The following is a 21,710-nucleotide window of genomic DNA, read 5'->3' on the forward strand; positions in this document are numbered from 1 at the left end:
GGCCGATCCTCAAACGTTCAGAAGGAGGAATTCCCGCTCCCAGGGACTGATCACCTGCATGAAGGTTTCGAACTCGCCCCGCTTCACGCCGGCATAAAGCCCGATGAATTCCTTGCCGAAGACTTCCTCGAAGGCCGGCTCGTCTTCGAGCAGTGCCACGGCTTCCAGAAGACCGCGCGGCAAGTCGATCGAGCCCTCATTGGCCGAATCCTCGGTCGGAGCGGTAGGCTCGATTTCCTTCATGATGCCGAGCAGACCGGATGCAAGCGAGGCGGCGAGCGCCAGATACGGATTGGCATCGGAACTCGGCAGGCGGTTTTCCACGCGCCGTGCCTGTGGATCGGAGACCGGCACGCGGAAGGCCGTCGTGCGGTTGTCGTAACCCCAGGCATTGTTGACGGGGCAGGACATATCCGGCTGCAGGCGGCGGTAGGAATTCACATAGGGCGCCAGCATGGCGAGCGCGCTCGGCACGTATTTCTGCATGCCGCCGATGAAATGGAAGAATTCCTTCGAGGCCGAACCGTCATTGTTCGAAAAGACGTTCTTGCCGGTCGCGATGTCGACGACCGACTGGTGGATATGCATCGCCGAACCCGGCTGGCCCTGCATCGGCTTTGCCATGAAGGTGGCGTAGATATCGTGCTTCAGCGCCGCCTCGCGGATCGTGCGCTTGAAGAGAAACACCTGGTCGGCAAGTTCGATCGGATTGCCGTGACGGAGGTTGATTTCGAGCTGCGCCGGTCCCTCCTCGTGGATCAGCGTATCGATCTCGAGGCCCTGCTTTTCCGAGAAGTGGTAGATGTCGTCGATCAGTTCGTCGAACTCGTTGATGCCGGCGATCGAATAGCCTTGGCCGCCGAGAATAGAACGACCCGAACGTCCCTTGGGCGGATGCAGCGGATAATCAGGGTCGTCATTCGTGGCGACCAGGTAGAATTCGATTTCCGGCGCCACGATAGGCTTCCAGCCGCGCTCGGCATAGAGGCTGAGAATGCGCTTCAACACGTTGCGCGGCGTGTAGGGAACTTCCTGTCCGTCGGAATCGACGATGTCGCAGATGACCTGCGCGGTCGGGTCGGTTTCCCAGGGCACCACGGACAGGGTAGAAAGGTCGGGCACGAGCTTCAGGTCGCTGTCGCGCGGCTCGTAGCGGAAGCTTTCGGTCTCCTCGGGATATTCGCCTGATATCGTGTGGCGGTAAATCGCCGAAGGCAGTGCGAGCGATGTGTTGGAGGTGAACTTGGAGGACGGCATCATCTTACCGCGCGGCACTCCGGCAAGGTCCGGCGTGATGCATTCGATGTCTTCGATCCCGCGTGCCCTCAACCATTGCGCCGCTTCCTTCCAGTTGGCAACACCGCGAAGAGATCCAGGGTCAGGGGGGAGTTTCTTCGAGGCGGGTACGTTTCTGGCAGGCTTCAGCGTCGTCTTTTTTGGGGACATGACACACCGGTTCGTGTTGATCGTAGCGCCATCATAACCGGAGTTCGCCAATTGGCGAGGGGGTGGAAGGCGTTGACATCTGCGCTTTGATGGAAAAAGAAGACGCTATTTCAGCAAGGAAAATGGATTTTGCAGCGTCAGAGCGATGTGATCGTCATCGGGGCCGGGGCCGCGGGCATGATGTGCGCCATTCGCGCCGGGCAGCGCGGCCGCTCGGTCACCGTACTTGACCATTCGCACGCTCCAGGCGAAAAGATCCGCATTTCCGGCGGCGGCCGCTGCAATTTCACCAACGTCAATGCCGGCCCGAAGAACTTCCTCTCCGCCAATCCGCATTTCTGTAAGTCGGCGCTTGCCCGCTTCACGCCGGCTGATTTCATCGCCATGGTGGACCGGCATGGCATCGCCTGGCACGAAAAGACGCTCGGACAGCTTTTCTGCGACAGCAGCGCCAAGGACATCATCCTCATGCTGCTCGACGAGATGCGTGCGGCAGGTGCTGTCTGGCATCTCGGCGTCGAAATGACAGGGGTTGAAAAGACCGAAAGCGGCTTTCGTGTCTCGACCTCCGAAGGGTTCTTCGACGCCGCCTCGCTGGTCATCGCAACGGGCGGAAAATCCATTCCGAAGATGGGGGCGACCGGCTTTGCCTATCGTATTGCCGAGCAGTTCGGTCTCGCTCTGACTGAAACGCGCCCCGCCCTGGTACCCCTGACACTTGACCCCGTTCTGCTTGAAAGCATCGCGCCGCTCTCAGGTATTTCCGCGCCTGCCGAGATCCGTCACGGCAAGACTGCCTTTCGGGAAGCCCTGCTCTTCACCCACCGTGGCGTCAGCGGCCCGGCCATCCTGCAGGTTTCCTCTTACTGGCGGGAAGGTGATGCCATCACCATCGATATCGAGCCAGATGTCGATATCGGCGCGCATCTGAAGAAGGCGAAACAGGTAAACGGGCGCCAGTCCGCACAGACGGCGCTTGCTGAAATCCTGCCGAAGCGCTTAGCGCAATATATCGTTGAGCGCGAAGCGGTCAGCGGTAACATGGCCGACCTCTCCGACAAGCTGCTGACCAAACTTGCCGATTCCGTACAGAACTGGTCCGTCAGGCCGTCCGGTTCGGAGGGGTATCGTACGGCGGAAGTCACGCTCGGCGGCATCGACACGGTGGCGCTCGATTCCCGCAGCATGCAGGCCAAGGCCGTTCCTGGTCTCTATTTCATCGGTGAATGTGTTGACGTGACAGGCTGGCTCGGCGGCTATAATTTCCAGTGGGCCTGGGCCTCCGGCTTTGCCGCCGGTGAGGCATTGTAAATGCGAATATTCGTAGACGTGAAACCTTTTCCTCGATTCAAGACTTCTTAAGATTGGCTGCGCCATCCTGTCCCAATGGCAGGTTGGCAAATCATTCCTAAATGAAGCTTTACCGGCAAGCCGTTTTATTGGATTGTTGTGCTTAGATAGAAGTGAGGTTTCGCAATGGACAGAAACACTCGACGCTCCCGCGCCATCGCAATCGCCCAGGCAAAGCCTGATACGAAACTCGTAGCTCTGCGCTATCTGATGCTTGCCGCCGGCGCGACCGCCGCCAGCATTGCGGTTCTTCTCTCCCACTTCATCTGATCTTTCGGCAGCTTAATGGAAGTCGTCTGGTTTCGCGGCTGATGTATTGCGATTCCCTAGCGCGCTGTTTGCAACTATTGTGCGAGAGCGGCTGATGCGCTCTTAGTGTTTATCCGAAAATTAACATATAATCTGACACATTAGGGACGATTATTTGGGTGTTTCCGGCCTTTGCCGGTAATGAAATGGCAATGACTGCCGCCCTTTCAGGGTTTCCCCAACTGTTAGTAGATCAGCTCGATATGCACCCGGCTGGCGCCAGAAAGGCCGCCGGCGGGAGGGGTGGTGTATGAAAGGCACAGCGCGCCATGTTCATTGACAAGATTCTGTCTCGTTTCAAAATTCAGACTAAGGTTCTGATTTTTGTTCTGCCATTCGTCGTCACCATTTCCGCCGTCGGTCTGACCGGTCTTTATGCCTCAGGTCTGCTGCAGGGCCGGATGGAGATTTCCAACAGCGTTCTCCAGTCGCTGAGCGGGTTCAAGGATCTCTACGCCTCGATGGATGACTTCCTACAGACCACCAACGAGCAGGCGCGTGACAAGCTCCATGCCGATATCAAAACCCAGGGGCAGACGCTGAACGCCACCATGGCGCAGATCGGCGACAATGCCGGTTATGAAAACCTGCAGGCTGCTATCGAGGGCACGAACGGCATTTCGGATACTGTCGGTAAGCTCTGGACGCTGCACGAGCAGGAGGTGGCCCTTCGTAAGCAGATCGACGATGCCCAGAAGGTGATGATCACCAACCGCTTCAACGTCAGCTACGACGCCAAGCAGTTGGAAGAAAATATCCGCACAGACGAAGGCAATGCGACGGCGACGCTGCGTGCAGCCGACCGCCTGCTGAAGGGCGGTGATACGCTGGCGGCCGCCATGAACGATTTCAACAAGGCGCAGACTCCGGCTGACAAGCTTAAGGCCGTGACCGATGCCCTTCCTGCGATCGTCAAGGCGCAGCGCATGATCGAAATCTCCGTCCCGCAGAACCAGAAGAGCATGACGCAATCGATGGCGCAGACCGTTAGTGATCTGAAGGCTCAGGCAACTGCGCCGGATGCCGGTACGGATGACGGCGTTGCCAATCTCGGCCGTCTCGTTTCCCGTTTCCGCCAGATGTCCACTTACACCCAGCTCACCGCCACCCAGATGATGCGTGAGGCAACGACGACCTTCGTGGAACTCGACAGCCGCATCGCTCAGACGAATTCCGTGCTGGAAGACACCCGGCGCCTTGAGAGCTCCATTTATTCGCTGCAGCTCGTGCTTGCCGAGTTCAATGCCAAGCCGAACAAGGAAAATCGCGTTCGCCTGAACCAGGAGATCGCCACGCTCAACACCATGCTGAATACCCTTCAGGCAAGCGCCAAGGGTATGAATTTCGCCGGTGACATCGTCGACGCGATTACGCCTGCTCTCGCTTCGATGGACAAGGGTGCACAAAGCCTCGTCGATGTGATCAATCAACGCACGACCGATTATGCCGCAGCGCGACAGCAGCTCGACGGCGTCTGGGGCCAGCTCACCAGCTTCGCGGAACAGCAGAAGCAGACTGCCGGCACCGAGCGTGAACAGGCCAACAGCATCTCCGTCGGAACCACCGCGCTCGGCATCCTGGTCTCCATCGTCGGCGGCATCGCACTGGTGCTGACGCTGCAGCGGCCGATCGCGCAGATCACCGCCGCCATGCGCCGCATCGCCGAAGGTGCGCTCGATACCAACATTTCCGGTGAGAAGCGTTTCGACGAAATCGGCGACATGGCCCGCGCGCTCGGCATCTTCAAGGAAAATGCCATCTCCAAGATCCGTATCGAGGAGCAGAGCGACGAAGAGCGTCAGGCGGCTGAGCATGAGCGCCAGCGCAACGATGCTGAAAAGCGCGAGATGGACCGCCAGATCGAATTCGCGGTCAACGCGCTTGCCGCCGGGCTCGAGCGTATGTCGCAGGGTGATATCTCGACGACGATCGAAACGCCCTTCATCGGCCGTCTCGAACAGCTCCGCCAGGATTTCAACGGTTCGATGCTGCGCCTGCAGGCCACGATGAGTCAGATCCGCGATAACGTCCAGATGATCCAAGGCAACGGCAACCAGATGGCCCAGTCCGCCGAAGATCTCTCCAAGCGCACCGAGCAGCAGGCCGCGTCGCTGGAGGAAACCGCCGCCGCCGTCGATCAGATCACCGTCACCGTACGCTCGTCTGCCGAGCGCGCCAAGGATGCCGACCAGATCGTCCGCCAGGCCAAGCGCAGCGCCGACGACTCCGCCGTCGTCGTTAACAACGCGATCGATGCCATGGGCCGTATCGAAGATGCATCGCGCCAGATCGAGCAGATCATCGGTGTCATCGACGAGATCGCCTTCCAGACCAACCTGCTCGCTCTGAACGCCGGCATCGAAGCCGCCCGCGCCGGTGAGGCTGGCAAGGGCTTTGCCGTCGTCGCCATGGAAGTCCGCGAGCTTGCCCAGCGCTCTGCCGCTGCCGCGCAGGAGATCAAGGGCCTCATCAACAAGTCGACGAACGAGGTCAATTCCGGTTCGCAGTTCGTACAGGAAACCGGAACGGTTCTCGCCAAGATTAGCGCCCAGATCGTCACGATCAGCCAGCACGTCGAAATGATCGCCCGCGCAAGTCACGACCAGTCGAGCGCGCTACAGGGGGTCAACTCCACCGTCAACCAGATGGATCAGATGACCCAACAGAATGCTGCGATGGTGGAAGAAACCACTGCAGCAAGCCGCGAGCTTGCAAATGAGGCAGACGCACTGCTGCATCTCGTGCAGCAGTTCAAGATCGATGGCGGCAGCGACGTGCAGATGTACCGCGCCGCCTGATTCCGATATTCAACCCGCAATAAAATGGCTCCATTTTCGGGGCCATTTTTGTTTTTGCTAAAATCTCCCTCAGGTTGTGCGAAATTGGATGGATTGAAATTTTCTGCCTCGGTGGCGACTGCGATGCTCATCAAGTCGTACTAAATTTGAAAAAACGCAAGTAAAACGCCTCGCGCAGCCCGGTGTTAAGGGAAAATTTTCCCTAACGCATTCTTATGAACCTGATACCGATTGTGTTTGCCAGAGGTTCCAGATGCTGCGTTTCTTTTCGACATCCATTGTGCGTCAGATCGTTGCGATCACGCTGCTTCTGCTTGCGGTCAGCACCGCAGCGATTGTCGGCGTGACCTATTACAATCTCGGCAGCTATGTCATGGATAGCGCGGTATCCGACGCGAAGGATGCAAGCCGCTCGATGGCGGTTCTCTATGGCGCAAGCGATGCTGATGTCCGCATCGATGTGAAGGACAACGTTCTGTCCGGCGTCACCGAAGATAAGATTCCCGCTTTCGGCGACTATTCGCTTGTTGATCGCACGGCGCAGTCGATCGCCGGCGTTGCCACCATCTTCGAAAAGCAGGGGGGCGATTACGTCCGCGTCTCCACCAATGTGAAGAAGGAAAATGGCGACCGTGCCGTTGGCACCAAGCTTGCCGCGGATCATCCCGCCCAGCCTGTGCTCGCACAGGGTAATGCCTATTACGGTCCGGCAGATCTGTTCGGCCGCAAGTTCATGACGGGCTATTTCCCGGTCAAGAATCCGTCGGGCGCCACGATCGGCATCCTCTTCATCGGCATACCGATGGAAGTCTATTACCAGCGGATGAACGAGCTGCAGACGCTGGTTCTTAGCGTCGGCGCCGTGGTGATGCTACTCGTCGGCGTGCTCGCTTTCTATGCGATCCGCCGTTCCGTGAGGCCGATGCAGGCGTTGACATCAAGCGTGCGTGCCATTTCGTCGGGTGATCTCGTCAGCGCCGTCCCCTGCGTCGAAAAGAAGAACGAATTCGGCGACATCGGCCGCGCGCTCGCTCTCTTCCGCGACAGCGCGGTGGTCCGACAGGAACTGGAAACGCAGGCCGCCGAACAGCGGGCCCTGAACGATGCCGAGCGCAGCCGCAACGATGCGGAGAAGCGCACGCTCGACGGCCAGATCGATTTCGCCGTCAATCAGCTTGCCGCCGGTCTGGGGCGCCTGTCCCAGGGTGATGTTTCGCAGACCATCGAAACACCCTTCGTCGGCCGGCTCGAACAGCTCCGCATGGATTTCAATACGTCGCTCCTGCGCCTTCAGGATACGCTGACGCGCATTCGGGCAAGCGCCGCTTCCATCCAGCGCAACAGCGGTTCGGTTTCCGCCTCGGCTGACGAACTCTCCAAGCGCACGGAATCCCAAGCCGCAAGTCTCGAAGAAACGGCTGCTGCCGTCGAACAGATCACGGTTACCGTCCGCTCGTCGGCCGAACGCGCCCATGAGGCAAACAATGTCGTCGCCGCGACCAAACGGACGGCGGACGGTTCCGGTACCGTCGTCGGTGATGCCGTCGCCGCCATGGGCCGCATCGAAGACGCTTCGCAGCGTATCGAACAGATCATCGTGGTCATCGACGACATCGCCTTCCAGACCAACCTTCTGGCGCTGAACGCCGGTGTCGAGGCGGCGCGCGCCGGTGAGGCCGGCAAGGGCTTTGCCGTCGTGGCTCAGGAAGTGCGCGAGCTTGCCCAGCGTTCGGCCAATGCCGCCAAGGAAATCAAGGCGCTGATCGAACAGTCGACCCGCGAGGTAAATGCCGGTTCCGAACTCGTGCAGAAGACAGGCAGCGTGCTCGCCTCGATCAGCCACGAGATCATCGCAATCAGCGGTCACGTCGAGACCATCGCCACGGCAAGCCGCGACCAGTCCGCCGCCCTTCAGGACGTCAACAGTTCCGTCAATGCGATGGACCAGATGACGCAGAAGAATGCCTCGATGGTTGCCGAAGCCACGCAGGCAAGCCGCCAGCTGGCAGAAGAGGCCGACATGCTGATGGCGCTCATCGAGCAGTTCCGGCTTGGCGAAGGCGCTGCCGCTCATGGCCGCGTGAGACAGGCGGCCTGACATCCGCATTCATTTCTGCCGGGCTGCACTTTCGTGCGCCCGGCGCCTCTATTTTCCGGCTCGGTTAGCCAGGCGACAAATCGCACCAAGGGGCCGTTTGCAACCGTATTGTAAAACGCGTCTTCGTCTTTTATCCGGTCGCGTCTCGTTTGCTGCAGCAATCTAGCCCGCTGCATCCGGCCAGCAATATCTGCGATCAGAAAACACTCAATCATCGTGATGTCCTTTCGTTTGTGGACATCGATTGATCTACACATCAAAATCCGCTTCTTAAACAGGCGAAATCCCATTATGTCTTTCACTCATGAAAAGCGGCAATTGGGATTCCTATCAGCTTTTCCTGCAGGTTGCCCGCAGCGGCGGTCTGACGGGCGCAAGTGCCGCCACTGCTTTGAGCCCGGCGACGATCGGCCGGCGCATGCTCGATCTCGAGCAGGAACTCGGCCGCGCACTCTTTCACCGCAGCCAGACAGGCTACCGCCTGACCGCTGATGGACAGACCCTCGTCGATCATCTGCAGGAGATGGAAGCCGCCGCCCGCAAGGTCGAAGCATGGCGGCAATCGTCCGAGGGTGGGGCCACCGTCAGGATCGCTGCCGGCACATGGATCTCTTGGCTGCTGACCGAGAATTTTTCGGCGATCCGCATGCCGGGAGATACGTTCGGCATCTCTCTGGCGATTGGCGAGGCGCGAGCGAACCTGAATTACCGGGAAAGCGATATCGGCATCCGCGCCTTTGAGCCGGAGGAAAGCAATCTCGCCGCCCGTTTGCTCGGCGAAGTCGCCTATGCGGTCTATGTCAGGCGCAATGCCAGCCAGGACGATGGCAGGTGGATTGCCGTTGGCGCGGAGGATGCGATCTCCTCCTACCTGCGCTGGCCCTATCAGAATGCGGGATCCGCCATCGTCGCGACGGTCAACCGTCCGCGCTCCCTGCCGGATCTGGTGCGTGCGGGTGCGGGAAAGGCGGTGCTGCCCTGTTTCGTCGGCGATCTCTATCCCGAACTGGAACGGTGCGGTGGCGAACTGCCTGAGCTGCGTCACCGCCAATGGATCGTCATGAATGCCGAGGATCGTCACCGCCCGGAAATCCGCATGGTCGCCGATCGAATGACGAAGCTCTTGAAAAGCTACACCGATCTCTTCGCCGGTAAGCGCGCCAGCCGCGGTTAGCCGGAATTGCGTTACGGCATCAGCCGCCGCACGAGCGCTACCTGGCTGTTCACCCCGAGCTTCGAATAGATGTTCTTGAGATGCGACCGCGCCGTCTCATAGCTGACATCGTTCGTCCGTGCGACCTCGCGCAGCGACAGGCCCGCCGCGATGCCGGCAGCGATCCGCATTTCCGCCGCCGTCAGCTGGTCGATGCGCGGTAGGGCGTCGTTGAGATCGGGCCGCAATGGAACGCTCGTCCGCTCGATGATCATCGCCACCATCGGTCCTTCAAGAAATTGAGTGATGAAATCCGATTGCATCTTCACCAGCGTGCATTTGAAGCTGCTGTTCTTCATCCTGATTAGCGTGCTCGCCGGCGAAGCTGTCTGCAAGCGGTTGCGCAGCAGCACCGACAGACGGGAGGCGAGCTCCCCGTCGTCGATCACGATCCGCCCGGTCGAGGTGACGCCGATCGCCTCGCCCTCCGCGATCATGCGCTCCGCCTCAGCGTTGATGGAGCGGATATTCTGATCCTCGCCGATATAGACGATGCCGACGCCGATCGCGTCGAAGAGCGCCAGTCCGTTTTCATTGTTATGAGGGTCGCGGTGCTCGCGGCGAATGAAATCGAAAGCGCGGCGCAAATGCGGCGCCAGGTCGCTGAGCAGTTCGGCATTGCTGCGATTGAAATCCGGATCGGAAGACGAGGTCAGCGTCGAAAGGTTGAAGGAGCGTCCGCGTTCGCGCATGATCGTCACGCCGACACTGCTTTCGCAGCCGATCCAGCGAAGGTAATCGCCGTAGAACTCCGTCTTCAGAAGCTGCTCGCGCGGCAGCATCTGATCGGCGATCACGCCAAGGCCGATCGGCCGGGTGGCGGCGCGCGGCATCCACGGATTGATGGCCGCATAGTGGTGGTTATAGGCGTCGCTTTCCTTTTCCGTGAGACCGGAGGAAAGGGAGAGACCGCCGGTGCGCGCTACGGCATCGTGGAAAAACAGCGTCGACTTGGCATCAGGCATCGTCGCGGTCAGCGCGTCGAGAAAGGCTTGCCACGACGTCTCGCCGAAGAGCGCGCCATAGATCAGATCGGTCAGAACGTCGAGTTTTGCGTGCGGCGGACCGGGCATATGCATTCCGTTCGAAGATATGCTCAATTATGCCGCGACTCCGCCAGGCAGACAATTGCGTCAAATAGCGTAGGTCCGGCGGTCTCTACCACCGGACCTACCCTTAATTTCTGTTTGCGACGATGACCGGGATCAATAGATCGCCCCAATTGCCGTCGCCGCCATGATGCCGGGCGGAGCGCACCAGCTCCACCGAAACACCGGCCTCGACCGCCTTCATTACCGACTGGTTCAGCCTGTGCAGATCGTTGGCGAGCATACGGATCACCGTCTGCTGGTTATCAGTCATGCTGCTTGCCTGTTCTTCCGTCCGTTCGCGGACGCGTGCGATGGATGCCATGTTTTGTTCTCCTCTACTCGGCAGCCGGTTTGAACTGGGCGTGTTCGGTTGATTCTCCCATGGCCGTCGTCGAAGCACGGCCGCCCGATATCGCCAGCGACACGGCATCGAAATAGCCGGTGCCGACTTCACGCTGATGCTTGGTGGCGGTATAGCCGCGCGCTTCCGCCGCGAATTCCGCCTGTTGAAGCTCGCAATAGGCCTCCATCTGCCGCTCGCGATAATCGCTGGCGAGCTCGTACATGCCGTAGTTCAGCTGATGGAACCCGGCGAGTGTGATGAACTGGAACTTGTAGCCCATGGCGCCGAGTTCGCGCTGGAACTTGGCGATGACAGCATCGTCGAGGTTTTTCTTCCAGTTGAAGGATGGCGAGCAATTATAGGCAAGCAGCTTGCCGGGATGCACTTTGTGGACGCCTTCGGCAAAGCGGCGTGCTTGTTCCAGGTCAGGCTTCGACGTTTCGCACCAGATGAGGTCGCAATGGTTCGCATAGGCGACCGCACGTGCAATGCAGGGTTCCAGCCCGTTGCGAACCTGATAGAAGCCCTCGACCGTGCGTCCGGCATCATAATCGACGAAAGGCTGGTCGCGCTCGTCGATGTCAGAGGTCAGAAGTTTGGCCGCTTCGGCATCGGTGCGGGCGATGACGAGCGTCGGCACGCCCATGACATCGGCCGCAAGCCGCGCCGCGTCGAGATTGCGGATATGCGCGGCGGTCGGGATCAGCACCTTGCCGCCAAGATGGCCGCATTTCTTCTCCGAAGCCAGCTGATCCTCGAAATGAACGCCGGCTGCTCCCGCCTCTATGTAGGCTTTCATGATCTCGAAGGCATTGAGTGGTCCGCCGAAACCGGCTTCAGCGTCAGCGACGATGGGCGCAAACCAGGTCTCGACCGAAGGTGCTTGACCTTCCGCCGTCTCGATCTGATCGGCGCGCTGGAGCGTCCGATTGATGCGTTTAGCAAGCTCCGGCCCGGCATTGGCGGGATAGAGCGATTGATCCGGATACATTGCTGATGCCGTGTTGGCGTCGGCTGCAACCTGCCATCCGGAAAGATAGATCGCCTTCAGCCCGGCGCGTACCATCTGCATGGCCTGGTTGCCGGAGAGCGCGCCGAGCGCATTGACGAAATTCTCCTCATGCAGAAGCTGCCAGAGACGGGCAGCCCCCATTTCGGCCAGCGTGTAGCGAAGCGCGACGGAGCCGCGCAGACGCTCTACATCGGCGACGGAATAGGGCCGTTCGATACCGTCGAAACGGCCAGCGGGGGCATTGCGGATGAGCTTGTAAAAATCTGTCACGCCAATCTCCTCTTGGACTTCAAACGCCTGAGCGCTGATGACAGAATTTACAAAACGAGGAAATTATCCAGAAAAACCTTTGATTACCGGCAAGGAAAGAGGTTAGGATGTGGGAATTTACAGGACTGTTTTGTAATTTTGTAAAAAATTGTAAACTCTGGAGTGTAAAGGATGTGACATGGCGGAACGGAAGATATTTGCGGGGCCGAAAGTCAGGCGTATCCGCAATACGCTTGCATTGACTCAGACTGCCATGGCCGAGGCGCTGGAGATATCGCCTTCATATCTGAATCTGATTGAACGCAATCAGCGCCCATTGACGGTACAATTGCTGCTCAAGCTCTCTTCCGTCTACCGCATCGATCTTGAGGAACTGCAGGGTGAAACTCCCGGCGGCCTTGGCCAACTGAAGGAAGTGTTCGCCGATCCGTTGCTGTCGGGTGAGTTGCCGGGTGATCAGGAACTTGTCGAAGTGGCCGATGCCGCGCCGAACGCGGCCGGTGGCGTGGTCAAGCTCTACCGCGCCTATCGCGAGCAGGCCGCCCGGCTTTCCGACCTGACCGCCTTGATGGCGGGGGACGACCGTGTGCCGGTCGCGTCCGGCCGCCTGCCTCTGGATGAGGTGAGGGAGGTGCTGGAGCGCCGTCCCGCCTATTTCGCCGACATCGAGGCGGCGGCCGAAAGTTTCGCCAATGGACTTGCTGCCGGCGGTGACCTGAAGGACTGGCTGAAGAACGAGCGCGGCATCGCCACTCGCATCCTGCCTGTCCACGTCATGCCGGATCTGCGTCGCCGCTTCGACCGTCACTCGATGCGGCTTTTTTTATCCGAGCGCCTTTCGCGGGCCGATCAAGCGCAGGAGATAGCCATCGAAGTGGCCAGGCTCGCCCTGCGGCCCGAGATCGAAGCCGCGCTCGACGAGTTGCCCTTGTCATCCGACGAGGCGCGGCGCATCGCCCGCTTCGAACTCACGCGCAGTGCGGCGCTCGCCTTGCTGATGCCGTACGGAGCCTTTCTTCTTGCCGCACAGAATACCCGATACGACATCGATCTCATCCGCGCCCGTTTCGCTGTTTCCTTCGGCCAGGCTGCGGCGCGCCTCGTCATGCTGCAGCGTCCCGGTGCTGCGGGCATTCCGTTCTTTCTCATGGAGCGCGATGCCGTAGGGCATGTGATCCGCAGGGCAGGCGCCCACGGGTTTCCTCAGGCACGCTTCGGCGGCAACTGTCCGAAGCTCAATATCCATGCAGCCTTTCAGGAGCCCGGAAGGATATTGGCAGAAACGGTCGTCATGCCCGACGGTTCGACTTTCCTGACGGTCGCACGCACGCTGGAAGGGCCTGTTGTCGAATTCGGCGAACGGGTGCGGCGCACGGCTCTGCTGATCGGTTGCGATGCCGCCCTGCGCGACAGTCTGGTCTACGGTCGAAGCGATGTCCTACCGGTCGCCGTCGGCCCCGCCTGCCGCCTTTGCGAGAGGCGCGGATGCCTTTCGCGGGCCGAGCCGCCGCTCACCCGTCCACTCGCACTGGACGAGACTTCCGCCGGCCTTGGAAGCTTCGATTTTCAGTGATTGTGAAATCGTTGACACTGCAGGATTTTGCGCTTGTAGGCTCAGAAATTCCTTTCTAGTCTGCGTTCAAACCAGAGGGAAGAAGAGGTGTCCGCTGGCGCGACGCCTTTAAAAAAACAGGAGATATTATGAGGTCAAGAATAGCCAGCCTGACGGCAGTTGCCGTTGTCGCTCTCCTTGCTGCTGCGCCGGCCTTCGCCCAGGAGCGCGTGGTCAACGTCTACAACTGGTCCGATTATATCGACAACTCAATCCTTGAAGACTTCACCAAGGAAACCGGTATCAAGGTTGTCTACGACACGTTCGATTCCAACGAAACCGTGGAAACCAAGCTGCTCGCTGGAGGCACGGGTTACGACGTCGTCGTTCCGACAGCCGACTTCCTGCAGCGCCAGATCCAGGCCGGCGTCTTCCAGAAGCTCGACAAGTCCAAATTGCCGAACCTTTCTAACATGTGGGATGTGATCCAGCAGCGCACTGCTGAATATGATCCGGGCAACGAATATGCTGTCGATTACATGTGGGGTACCGATGGCATCGGCTACAACGTCAAGAAGGTCGCCGAAATCCTCGGTCCCGATGCCAAGCCCGGCCTTGAAGTGATCTTCGATCCGAAGGTTGCCGCAAAATTCAAGGATTGCGGTATCTATGTGCTCGATACGCCGAAGGACGTGATAACCACGGCGCTGCGATATCTCGGCCTCGACCCGAACTCCACCAAGGCCGAGGATTTCAAGAAGGTCGAAGAGTTGCTGACGGCCGCTCGCCCCTACATTCGCAAGTTTCACTCGTCCGAATACATCAACGCCCTTGCCAATGGCGATATATGCATCGCCTTCGGCTATTCCGGTGACATGTTGCAGGCTCGCGACCGCGCGGCCGAAGCCAAGAATGGTGTGGAGGTCAACTACTCGATTCCTGTGCAGGGTGCACAGATGTGGTTCGATATGATGGCGATCCCCGCCGATGCCAAGCATGTGGCCGAAGCGCATGAATTTCTGAACTACATGATGAAGCCGGAAGTCATCGCGAAAGCGAGCGACTTCACCTTCTATGCCAACGGCAACAAGGCCTCGCAGCAGTTCGTCAGCAAGGAGGTGCTGGAAGACCCCGCCGTCTATCCGACGGATGAGGTAATGAAGGGTCTTTTCACGGTCCGGCCGTGGGATCCGAAGACCCAGCGCACGGCGACGCGAATCTGGACGAAGGTCGTCACTGGCCAGTAAGACGATACCAGGCCCGGACGGAAACGTCCGGGCCTTTCAATTACCGGCCTGGGGAGGCTGGCTGAAACCGTGTATTTCGGGGAATAATATGAAGTCTCTCGGTAATATCCGCCGCGCGTTCGCGCCATGGACCGATCCGTCTGCAAAACCCTTCATTGCTTTTAAGAATGTCACCAAACGCTTCGGCGATTTTACTGCCGTCAATGACCTGTCGCTGAATATCTATCACCGCGAGTTCTTCGCGCTGCTCGGCGCGTCCGGCTGCGGCAAGTCCACGCTCTTGCGCATGCTGGCCGGCTTTGAGCAGCCGACATCGGGCGAGATCGTGCTCGATGGCGCCGATCTCGCCGGCACGCCGCCCTACAAGCGGCCCGTCAACATGATGTTCCAGTCCTATGCCCTTTTCCCGCATATGACGGTCGAGAAGAACATTGCCTTCGGCTTGAGGCAGGATGGAATGCCGAAGGACGAGATTGCCGAGCGCGTATCGCAGATGCTCAAGCTCGTGAAGCTCGAGCAGTTCGCCTCCCGCAAGCCCAACCAGCTCTCTGGCGGTCAGCGTCAGCGCGTGGCGCTCGCCCGTTCGCTCGCCAAGCGCCCGAAGGTGCTTCTGCTCGACGAGCCGCTCGGCGCGCTCGACAAGAAGCTGCGCGAGGAAACCCAGTTCGAGCTGATGGACCTGCAGCAGAATCTTGGCCTGACCTTCGTCGTGGTCACCCACGACCAGGAGGAAGCAATGACCATGGCAGATCGAATCGCCGTCATGAGCCATGGCAAAGTGGTGCAGGTCGCAACCCCTGCCGAAATCTACGAGGCGCCGAATTCCCGTTTCGTTGCCGACTTCATTGGCGATGTGAACATCTTCGATGGCAAGGTGACGATGTCAGGGAACGGCGCGGTCGAGCTTGCAGTCGAGAGCGGCTTCACGATCCGTATTGCCGCGCCCGAAACGCTTGCTGTCGGCAATACGGTTGGTGTTGCCATTCGCCCGGAAAAGATTCGCGTCACGCGGGCGGCACCTTTGAATGCTTCGATCAACGCAGCCAAGGGTGAGATCTGGGATATTGCCTATCTCGGCGACATGACCGTTTTCCATATCAGGCTACCGAGCGGAAAATTCGTCAGAGCCTCCTCCCTCAACGCACAACGTTCCGTCGACGACCCCTTCACCTATGATCAGGAAGTCTGGGTCTCCTTCGATGAGAATGGTGGCGTGCTGTTGAAGGATTGAGCCTATGGGAACGTTTGCCTCACGCTTCTACAACCGCCTCGTGATCATCATTCCCTATGCCTGGCTGCTGCTCTTCTTTCTGGCTCCGTTCTTCATCGTCTTCCGAATTTCGCTATCGACGACGGCAATCGCCATACCGCCGTATGAGCCGGTCTTCGCACTTGCCGACGGCTGGAGCGGTTTCTGGAGCAAGGTCGCGACCTTCTCTTTCGACAATTATGGCTACCTGACCGACGACCCGCTTTACTTCAATGCCTATGTGTCGAGCGTCATGATCGCCGCGATCTCCACCTTCCTGATGCTGCTGATCGCCTATCCGATTGCTTACGGCATGGCGCAGGCGCCGCGGACTGTCCGGCCGACCTTGCTCATGCTCGTCATCCTGCCCTTCTGGACGAGTTTCCTGATCCGGGTCTATTCCTGGATCGCCATTCTGAAGCCGGAGGGGTTGCTAAACCAGCTCCTCCTGTCGCTGCACGTCATCGATAGTCCGCTGATCATTCTCAACACCAGTACAGCCGTCTATATCGGCATCGTCTATTCCTACCTGCCCTTCATGGTGCTGCCGCTCTACTCGGCGCTTGAAAAAATGGACGGTACGCTGATCGAGGCGGCCCAGGATCTCGGCTGTACGCCGATCCAAGCCTTCTGGCGCGTCACCTTCCCGCTATCGATCCCCGGCGTGATTGCCGGCTGCATGCTGGTTTTCATTCCCGCCGTCGGCGAATTCGTCATCCCGGATCTTCTGGGCGGTTCGCAAACGTTGATGATCGGCAAGACACTCTGGAACGAATTCAACGCCAACCGAGACTGGCCGGTTTCCTCGGCGGTCGCGACGATCTTGCTGCTGATCCTGGTGATCCCGATCGTCTTCTTCCAGAATGCCCAGGCCAAAGCCGAAGAGCGAGGTAAATAAGCATGCTGAGGTGGACCCGTTTCAATATCATCTCCGTGGTGCTCGGCTTTGCCTTCCTGTATCTGCCGATCGTGCTTCTGGTGGTCTTTTCCTTCAACGAGTCGAAGCTTGTCACAGTCTGGGGCGGCTTCTCCACCAAATGGTATGTGTCCCTGCTGTCGAACCAGGCCCTGCTCGACGCCGCCTGGGTGACGATCCGTGTCGGCCTGCTGTCGGCCACTTTCGCAACCATCCTCGGCACGATGGCTGCGCTGACATTGGTACGCTACACGCGCTTCCGCGGCCGCATGTTGTTTTCGGGCATGATCTACGCACCGCTCGTGATGCCTGACGTCATCACCGGTCTGTCATTGCTGCTGCTCTTCGTGGCAATCGGTCTCGACCGCGGCTTCTGGACCATTACGCTTGCGCATACGACGCTGACCATGTGCTTCGTCGCCGTCGTCGTGCAGTCACGGCTTCTGAGTTTTGACCAGTCGATCGAGGAAGCAGCCCAGGATCTTGGCGCAACACCGGTGCGCACTTTCTTCGAAATCACGCTGCCGATTATCTCGCCAGCCGTCTTTTCGGGATGGATCCTGGCTTTCACCCTGTCACTGGACGACCTCGTGATTGCGAGCTTCACGTCCGGCCCGGGCGCAACAACATTGCCGATGAAGATTTACAGCCAGGTGCGTCTCGGCGTGACGCCAGAGATCAACGCGGTCTGTACTATCCTGATTGCCATCGTGACGGTTGGCGTCATCTGCGCCTCGATCATCACCAAGCGCCGCGAGGTGCAGCGCGAACGGGATGAGCGGGCCGCGGCTGCGGTCGCTTAAGGTTGAGACTTTGCCGGTCCGTTCAGCAGCGGCACCGGCGAAATCACCGGGTTCGGCCACGAGCCGCCGATGAAAAAGGGCAGGCGCGGAAGATCGACCGCTTTTGCCGGATCGATCGCTTCCAGCACGCCGGAGAGCGCAAGTCCGTTCGACTGATAAGTGATGACGCCTGATAGTGTCAGCGTCTGATCGGAACCGGCAAATCGCGCATCGTGGATTTCCGCGGTGCCATTGGCGAAGTCAGCCCGAAGATCGAGCTTACTGAAGGCGAAGGATCCGTTTCCGGTGGAGCTTAGCGCGAAGAACGGCTTCTGCGATGCCTGGGTGCGGAGTGCGTAGACATCGACGCCGGGAATGGAGCCCGCCGCCGTCCAGAACCGGAGCTTGCCGGTTACATCGGCAAGTCCCGTCGTCCAGATTGCCTTCGGCGTCTCCAGCGAAAGGTCGAGGGAGCCGATCGCATGCGGCAGCGGCCCCTTGAGCTGCAATTTCTCTGCCAGCGCATTGAAGTCCGCATTGCGGATCGAAAGCTGCAATTTGCCGCCACCATCGAAATCGCGGCGGGTCGCCTCCAGATGGGCAGTCATTTCGCCGCCCTCGAACTGGCTTTCGCCGATATCGAACTTCGCCTCCTCGCCGGCGACGATCACGCTGGCGCCGACATCCGCAAGCGAGAAGATACCCATCTGCGCCTGTCGCGCCGAAAGCCGCACATCCAGATCGAGAAGCTGCAGTGGCCCGAGAGAGTTCGGTAGCAGCGAGTCGCCCAGGCCGCCGGCGGCAAGCCTGAGTGCGAAGGCATCGAGGAACGGCTTGAGGTTCATCTGGTCGAAGGCAAGCGTCCCGCCAATCTTCGGCCGCTTGCCGGGTGCGACGGTGAAATCCATCACGCCGGTGGCGCTCGCATCGTTGAGCGTCATGCTGAGATTGTTGAAGCGGAAGCCGTTTGTTAAAGACGACACATCCGAGGTCATCGAGGCGCTCTTCAGCGACTCGATCCCCGGTATCGATCTGCCTGACCATTTCAAGAGGGCCGGCACGTCCGGAAAGCTGGCGTTGATATTCCCGGAGACCGAGGAGAGGCTCACCATGCTGCCGACGCCCTGGAAACGCGCAGTCATCAGATTGGAAGCGATCGAGGCCTTCATCTCGGCATTCTTGCCAGCGAAGACGAGCAGTGGCGCGGCCGAGGAAAAGTCGATCTTCACGTCCTGGCCGTTGAATCGGGCGATGAGGACGGCCGAAATTGCCCTCGACAGCTTCGGCCAGGCGATATCGGCTGCGACGCTGTCGAAGTGGTAGACATTGCTTGTCCGCGTATCTGTCAGGGTCAGCGTGCCGTCCTCGACGGTCACCGCGCCGATATCGGCGTCAAGCTTCGGAGCGAGAATCTCGGTGCCGTTATTGTCCTGCACTCCTGCGATGGCTCGCGCCAGAAGGCCGGCATAACTCCAGTCGATAAGGCCGTTCTCGTCACGCGTCAGCGAGAGGTTGGGCCTTAGCAGGTGAAATTCGTGGAAGCGGGTACGGCCGCGCAGCGCATCGATCAGGCTGAAATCGGCTGAAAGGCTCTCGATGCGGCCGAGCAGTTTGTCGCCGCTTCCGCGCGGCTGGCGGATGGTGACGTCGTTCAGCGTAATGCGTGGCGTCGGCCAGAATTCGAGGACTGGATTGCCCTTGATCTCGGCGTGATAGCCCGTCCATTTCGACAGGGCATCCTCGATGCCCGAGCGCACGAAGCCGGTGGAAATAAGATAGGGAGCGGCGATCCTGAGCGCGACGAAGAAGGCAAGCCCGATTAACAATATGATGGTGGAGACACGGGCAAAAGCCGGCAGCCAGCGCGAGACGGGGCCGATCCTTTTTCGCCATCTGCCTTGTCTTGACGTACCCATGAGCTCCGCCGGAACTTCAGCCGGTTACCCGTTATTTTCTGATTTTGCCGGATATATGAAATACCGGGCATATGCAAATCCCACGCGCGGCGGATCGGGTCGCTGCACACTTTATAATGCAATGCAGCATGCTATAAGTTCTGCATTGGGGAGGAGGATTGAATGCAGGAGAATCAGCCGCTTTGGAAGCCCACGAAAGATGGGATCGAAAATAGCCCGATCCATGCTTTTATGCAGCGCTGCAATGGAGACTTCGGTCTCGCCTTAAAGGGCTTTGAGGATCTGCACGCCTGGTCGATCGCCGATCGGGAGAGTTTCTGGTCGGCCTTGTGGAATTTCTGCGGCGTGAAGGGAGAGCGCGGCGCGAATATTCTCGTGAACGGCGACCGCATGCTGGAAGCACGCTTCTTTCCTGAGGCGCGCCTGAACTTTGCCGAAAACCTATTGAGCGGAAGCGGGCCGGGCGATGCCATCATTTTCCGCGGCGAGGACAAGGTTGAAGACCGATGGTCGTGGGATCGCCTGCGTGCGCTCGTGTCACAGCTCCAGCAGGGCTTTCGCGCTCTCGGCATCGGCGAGGGCGACCGTGTTGCTGCCATGATGCCCAATATGCCGGAAACGATAGCTGCCATGCTGGCGGCAACCTCGATCGGCGCCATCTGGTCCTCCTGTTCGCCCGATTTCGGTGAGCAGGGTGTGCTGGATCGTTTCGGCCAGATTGCGCCGAAGCTGTTCATCGCCTGCGATGCCTATTGGTATAACGGCAAGCTGCAGGACGTGAAACAGAAGGTGGCAAATGTCGCGAAGAGTCTCGGTGTGCCGACGCTCGTAGTCCATTATGCCGGTGATGCAGATGAGGTCGCTCGCGAGACGGCCGGAGGCAATACGCTTGCCGCATTCATCGCTCCCTACGAAGCGAAGCCCGTCGACTTCGTGCAACTGCCCTTTGCCCATCCAGTTTACATTCTCTTCTCCTCAGGCACGACAGGCGTGCCGAAATGCATCGTGCATTCGGCCGGCGGCACACTTCTCCAGCATCTGAAGGAGCATAGCCTTCACTGTGGCCTGCAGCCCGGGGACAGGCTTTTCTACTTCACCACCTGCGGCTGGATGATGTGGAACTGGCTGGCAAGCGGTCTTGCCTCCGGCGCCACGCTCTGCCTGTTCGACGGATCGCCTTTCGCGCCCGATGGCAATGTGCTCTTCGACTATGCGGCCGAGGAGAAATTCGCAATCTTCGGGACCTCGGCCAAATATATCGACGCGGTGCGCAAGAGCGGGCTGACGCCGCGCACGAGCCATGACCTCTCCAGCTTGCGGCTGATCACCTCCACCGGCTCGCCGCTATCGCCCGAAGGTTTCACCTTTGTCTATGAAGGTATCAGGGAAGACGTCCAGCTTGCCTCGATTTCCGGTGGCACCGATATCGTGTCCTGTTTCGTGCTCGGCAATCCGCTGCAGCCTGTCTGGCGCGGTGAGATCCAGGGGGCAGGCCTCGGCCTTGCCGTCGACGTCTGGAATGACGAAGGCAAGCCGGTCCGTCAGGAAAAGGGTGAGCTGGTCTGCACCAAGGCCTTCCCGTCCATGCCGGTCATGTTCTGGAACGATCCTGACGGCGCCAAGTATCGGGCGGCTTATTTCGAGCGCTTCGACAATGTCTGGTGCCACGGCGATTTCGCCGAATGGACCGAACACGGCGGCCTGATCATTCACGGCCGTTCGGATGCGACGCTCAATCCTGGCGGCGTGCGCATCGGTACGGCGGAAATCTACAATCAGGTCGAGCAGATGGAGGAGGTCGTCGAAGCGCTCTGCATCGGTCAGGACTGGGACGACGACGTGCGCGTCGTGCTCTTCGTCCGGCTGGCACCTGGCGTGGCGCTGACCGGGGACCTGGTTAAGGCGATTAAGACTCGCATCCGTGTCGGCGCCTCTCCGCGTCATGTACCCGCCAAAATCATTGCAGTCGCGGATATTCCCCGTACCAAGTCCGGTAAGATCGTCGAACTTGCCGTGCGCGAGGTCGTGCACGGCCGGCCCGTTAAGAATCAGGAGGCACTCGCCAACCCCGAGGCACTCAAGCTTTTTGCCGGGCTGGAAGAGCTAAAGGTTTGAAAG

General features: G+C 59.4%; 16 protein-coding genes. 11 read left to right on the forward strand and 5 right to left on the reverse strand.

All coding sequences use genetic code 11. The features are described from left to right. Positions 1-9: 9 nt before the first annotated feature. Positions 10-1,446, reverse strand: a complete 1,437-nt coding sequence (locus FHT78_RS23650) for a glutamine synthetase family protein (protein ID WP_183749005.1) — start codon at positions 1,444-1,446, stop codon at positions 10-12. A 177-nt stretch (positions 1,447-1,623) separates the two neighbouring features. Between FHT78_RS23650 and FHT78_RS23655 the strand changes: the two genes are divergently transcribed. The 5 genes from FHT78_RS23655 (at position 1,624) to FHT78_RS23675 (ending at position 9,175) form a co-directional block, all read left to right on the forward strand. After that, on the forward strand, positions 1,624-2,757 hold the full coding sequence (locus FHT78_RS23655) for an NAD(P)/FAD-dependent oxidoreductase (protein WP_246715405.1): 1,134 nt from the start codon (positions 1,624-1,626) through the stop codon (positions 2,755-2,757). A gap of 165 nt (positions 2,758-2,922) precedes the next feature. Beyond that, positions 2,923-3,066: a hypothetical protein gene (locus FHT78_RS23660; protein ID WP_183749007.1), complete on the forward strand. Its 144-nt coding sequence runs from the start codon at positions 2,923-2,925 to the stop codon at positions 3,064-3,066. Positions 3,067-3,374: 308 nt separating this feature from the next. Continuing rightward, positions 3,375-5,903, forward strand: a complete 2,529-nt coding sequence (locus tag FHT78_RS23665) for a HAMP domain-containing methyl-accepting chemotaxis protein (protein WP_183749008.1) — start codon at positions 3,375-3,377, stop codon at positions 5,901-5,903. A gap of 253 nt (positions 5,904-6,156) precedes the next feature. Next, a complete protein-coding gene (locus FHT78_RS23670) occupies positions 6,157-8,001 on the forward strand; it encodes a methyl-accepting chemotaxis protein (protein WP_183749009.1) in 1,845 nt (614 codons plus the stop codon). Positions 8,002-8,305: 304 nt separating this feature from the next. Continuing rightward, positions 8,306-9,175, forward strand: coding sequence for a LysR family transcriptional regulator (locus FHT78_RS23675; RefSeq protein ID WP_183749010.1), 870 nt, complete (start codon positions 8,306-8,308; stop codon positions 9,173-9,175). An 11-nt stretch (positions 9,176-9,186) separates the two neighbouring features. Here the strand turns inward: FHT78_RS23675 and FHT78_RS23680 are convergent, their stop codons facing one another. The 3 genes from FHT78_RS23680 to aceA all read right to left on the reverse strand — a co-directional run bounded on the left by FHT78_RS23680 (position 9,187) and on the right by aceA (position 11,930). After that, the gene (locus tag FHT78_RS23680) at positions 9,187-10,287 is read right to left on the reverse strand and encodes a helix-turn-helix transcriptional regulator (protein WP_183749011.1); all 1,101 of its coding nucleotides are present in this window, start codon (positions 10,285-10,287) and stop codon (positions 9,187-9,189) included. A 103-nt stretch (positions 10,288-10,390) separates the two neighbouring features. Beyond that, the gene (locus tag FHT78_RS23685; protein WP_183749012.1) at positions 10,391-10,627 is read right to left on the reverse strand and encodes a hypothetical protein; all 237 of its coding nucleotides are present in this window, start codon (positions 10,625-10,627) and stop codon (positions 10,391-10,393) included. 13 nt (positions 10,628-10,640) lie between these two features. Next, the gene (gene aceA, locus FHT78_RS23690) at positions 10,641-11,930 is read right to left on the reverse strand and encodes an isocitrate lyase (protein WP_183749013.1); all 1,290 of its coding nucleotides are present in this window, start codon (positions 11,928-11,930) and stop codon (positions 10,641-10,643) included. 178 nt (positions 11,931-12,108) lie between these two features. Here aceA and FHT78_RS23695 point away from each other — a divergent pair, with 178 nt between their 5' ends. The 5 genes from FHT78_RS23695 to FHT78_RS23715 all read left to right on the forward strand — a co-directional run bounded on the left by FHT78_RS23695 (position 12,109) and on the right by FHT78_RS23715 (position 17,697). Beyond that, positions 12,109-13,503: an XRE family transcriptional regulator gene (locus FHT78_RS23695; protein WP_183749014.1), complete on the forward strand. Its 1,395-nt coding sequence runs from the start codon at positions 12,109-12,111 to the stop codon at positions 13,501-13,503. Between the two features lie 128 nt (positions 13,504-13,631). Then, on the forward strand, positions 13,632-14,729 hold the full coding sequence (locus FHT78_RS23700) for a polyamine ABC transporter substrate-binding protein (protein ID WP_183749015.1): 1,098 nt from the start codon (positions 13,632-13,634) through the stop codon (positions 14,727-14,729). A gap of 88 nt (positions 14,730-14,817) precedes the next feature. Next, positions 14,818-15,960, forward strand: coding sequence for an ABC transporter ATP-binding protein (locus tag FHT78_RS23705; protein WP_183749016.1), 1,143 nt, complete (start codon positions 14,818-14,820; stop codon positions 15,958-15,960). 4 nt (positions 15,961-15,964) lie between these two features. After that, on the forward strand, positions 15,965-16,876 hold the full coding sequence (locus tag FHT78_RS23710; protein WP_183749017.1) for an ABC transporter permease subunit: 912 nt from the start codon (positions 15,965-15,967) through the stop codon (positions 16,874-16,876). Between the two features lie 2 nt (positions 16,877-16,878). Beyond that, positions 16,879-17,697: an ABC transporter permease subunit gene (locus tag FHT78_RS23715; protein ID WP_183749018.1), complete on the forward strand. Its 819-nt coding sequence runs from the start codon at positions 16,879-16,881 to the stop codon at positions 17,695-17,697. On the opposite strand, the gene FHT78_RS23720 is transcribed toward FHT78_RS23715, so the two are convergent. Beyond that, a complete protein-coding gene (locus FHT78_RS23720) occupies positions 17,694-19,592 on the reverse strand; it encodes an AsmA-like C-terminal region-containing protein (RefSeq protein WP_183749019.1) in 1,899 nt (632 codons plus the stop codon). The genes FHT78_RS23715 and FHT78_RS23720 overlap by 4 nt on opposite strands. A 162-nt stretch (positions 19,593-19,754) precedes the next feature. Here FHT78_RS23720 and FHT78_RS23725 point away from each other — a divergent pair, with 162 nt between their 5' ends. Next, positions 19,755-21,707: an acetoacetate--CoA ligase gene (locus tag FHT78_RS23725; protein WP_183749020.1), complete on the forward strand. Its 1,953-nt coding sequence runs from the start codon at positions 19,755-19,757 to the stop codon at positions 21,705-21,707. The last annotated feature ends 3 nt before the right edge of the window (positions 21,708-21,710 follow it).

Source organism: Rhizobium sp. BK196 (assembly GCF_014193255.1).
Lineage (GTDB): Bacteria > Pseudomonadota > Alphaproteobacteria > Rhizobiales > Rhizobiaceae > Rhizobium.

Excerpts from the sequence above, each read along its gene's own strand:
- FHT78_RS23650 (WP_183749005.1), bottom strand. The coding sequence starts at position 1,446 with ATGTCCCCAAAAAAGACGACGCTGAAGCCTGCCAGAAACGTACCCGCC.
- FHT78_RS23655 (WP_246715405.1), top strand. The coding sequence starts at position 1,624 with ATGATGTGCGCCATTCGCGCCGGGCAGCGCGGCCGCTCGGTCACCGTA.
- FHT78_RS23660 (WP_183749007.1), top strand. The coding sequence starts at position 2,923 with ATGGACAGAAACACTCGACGCTCCCGCGCCATCGCAATCGCCCAGGCA.
- FHT78_RS23665 (WP_183749008.1), top strand. The coding sequence starts at position 3,375 with ATGTTCATTGACAAGATTCTGTCTCGTTTCAAAATTCAGACTAAGGTT.
- FHT78_RS23670 (WP_183749009.1), top strand. The coding sequence starts at position 6,157 with ATGCTGCGTTTCTTTTCGACATCCATTGTGCGTCAGATCGTTGCGATC.
- FHT78_RS23675 (WP_183749010.1), top strand. The coding sequence starts at position 8,306 with ATGAAAAGCGGCAATTGGGATTCCTATCAGCTTTTCCTGCAGGTTGCC.
- FHT78_RS23680 (WP_183749011.1), bottom strand. The coding sequence starts at position 10,287 with ATGCCCGGTCCGCCGCACGCAAAACTCGACGTTCTGACCGATCTGATC.
- FHT78_RS23685 (WP_183749012.1), bottom strand. The coding sequence starts at position 10,627 with ATGGCATCCATCGCACGCGTCCGCGAACGGACGGAAGAACAGGCAAGC.
- FHT78_RS23695 (WP_183749014.1), top strand. The coding sequence starts at position 12,109 with ATGGCGGAACGGAAGATATTTGCGGGGCCGAAAGTCAGGCGTATCCGC.
- FHT78_RS23700 (WP_183749015.1), top strand. The coding sequence starts at position 13,632 with ATGAGGTCAAGAATAGCCAGCCTGACGGCAGTTGCCGTTGTCGCTCTC.
- FHT78_RS23705 (WP_183749016.1), top strand. The coding sequence starts at position 14,818 with ATGAAGTCTCTCGGTAATATCCGCCGCGCGTTCGCGCCATGGACCGAT.
- FHT78_RS23710 (WP_183749017.1), top strand. The coding sequence starts at position 15,965 with ATGGGAACGTTTGCCTCACGCTTCTACAACCGCCTCGTGATCATCATT.
- FHT78_RS23715 (WP_183749018.1), top strand. The coding sequence starts at position 16,879 with ATGCTGAGGTGGACCCGTTTCAATATCATCTCCGTGGTGCTCGGCTTT.
- FHT78_RS23720 (WP_183749019.1), bottom strand. The coding sequence starts at position 19,592 with ATGGGTACGTCAAGACAAGGCAGATGGCGAAAAAGGATCGGCCCCGTC.
- FHT78_RS23725 (WP_183749020.1), top strand. The coding sequence starts at position 19,755 with ATGCAGGAGAATCAGCCGCTTTGGAAGCCCACGAAAGATGGGATCGAA.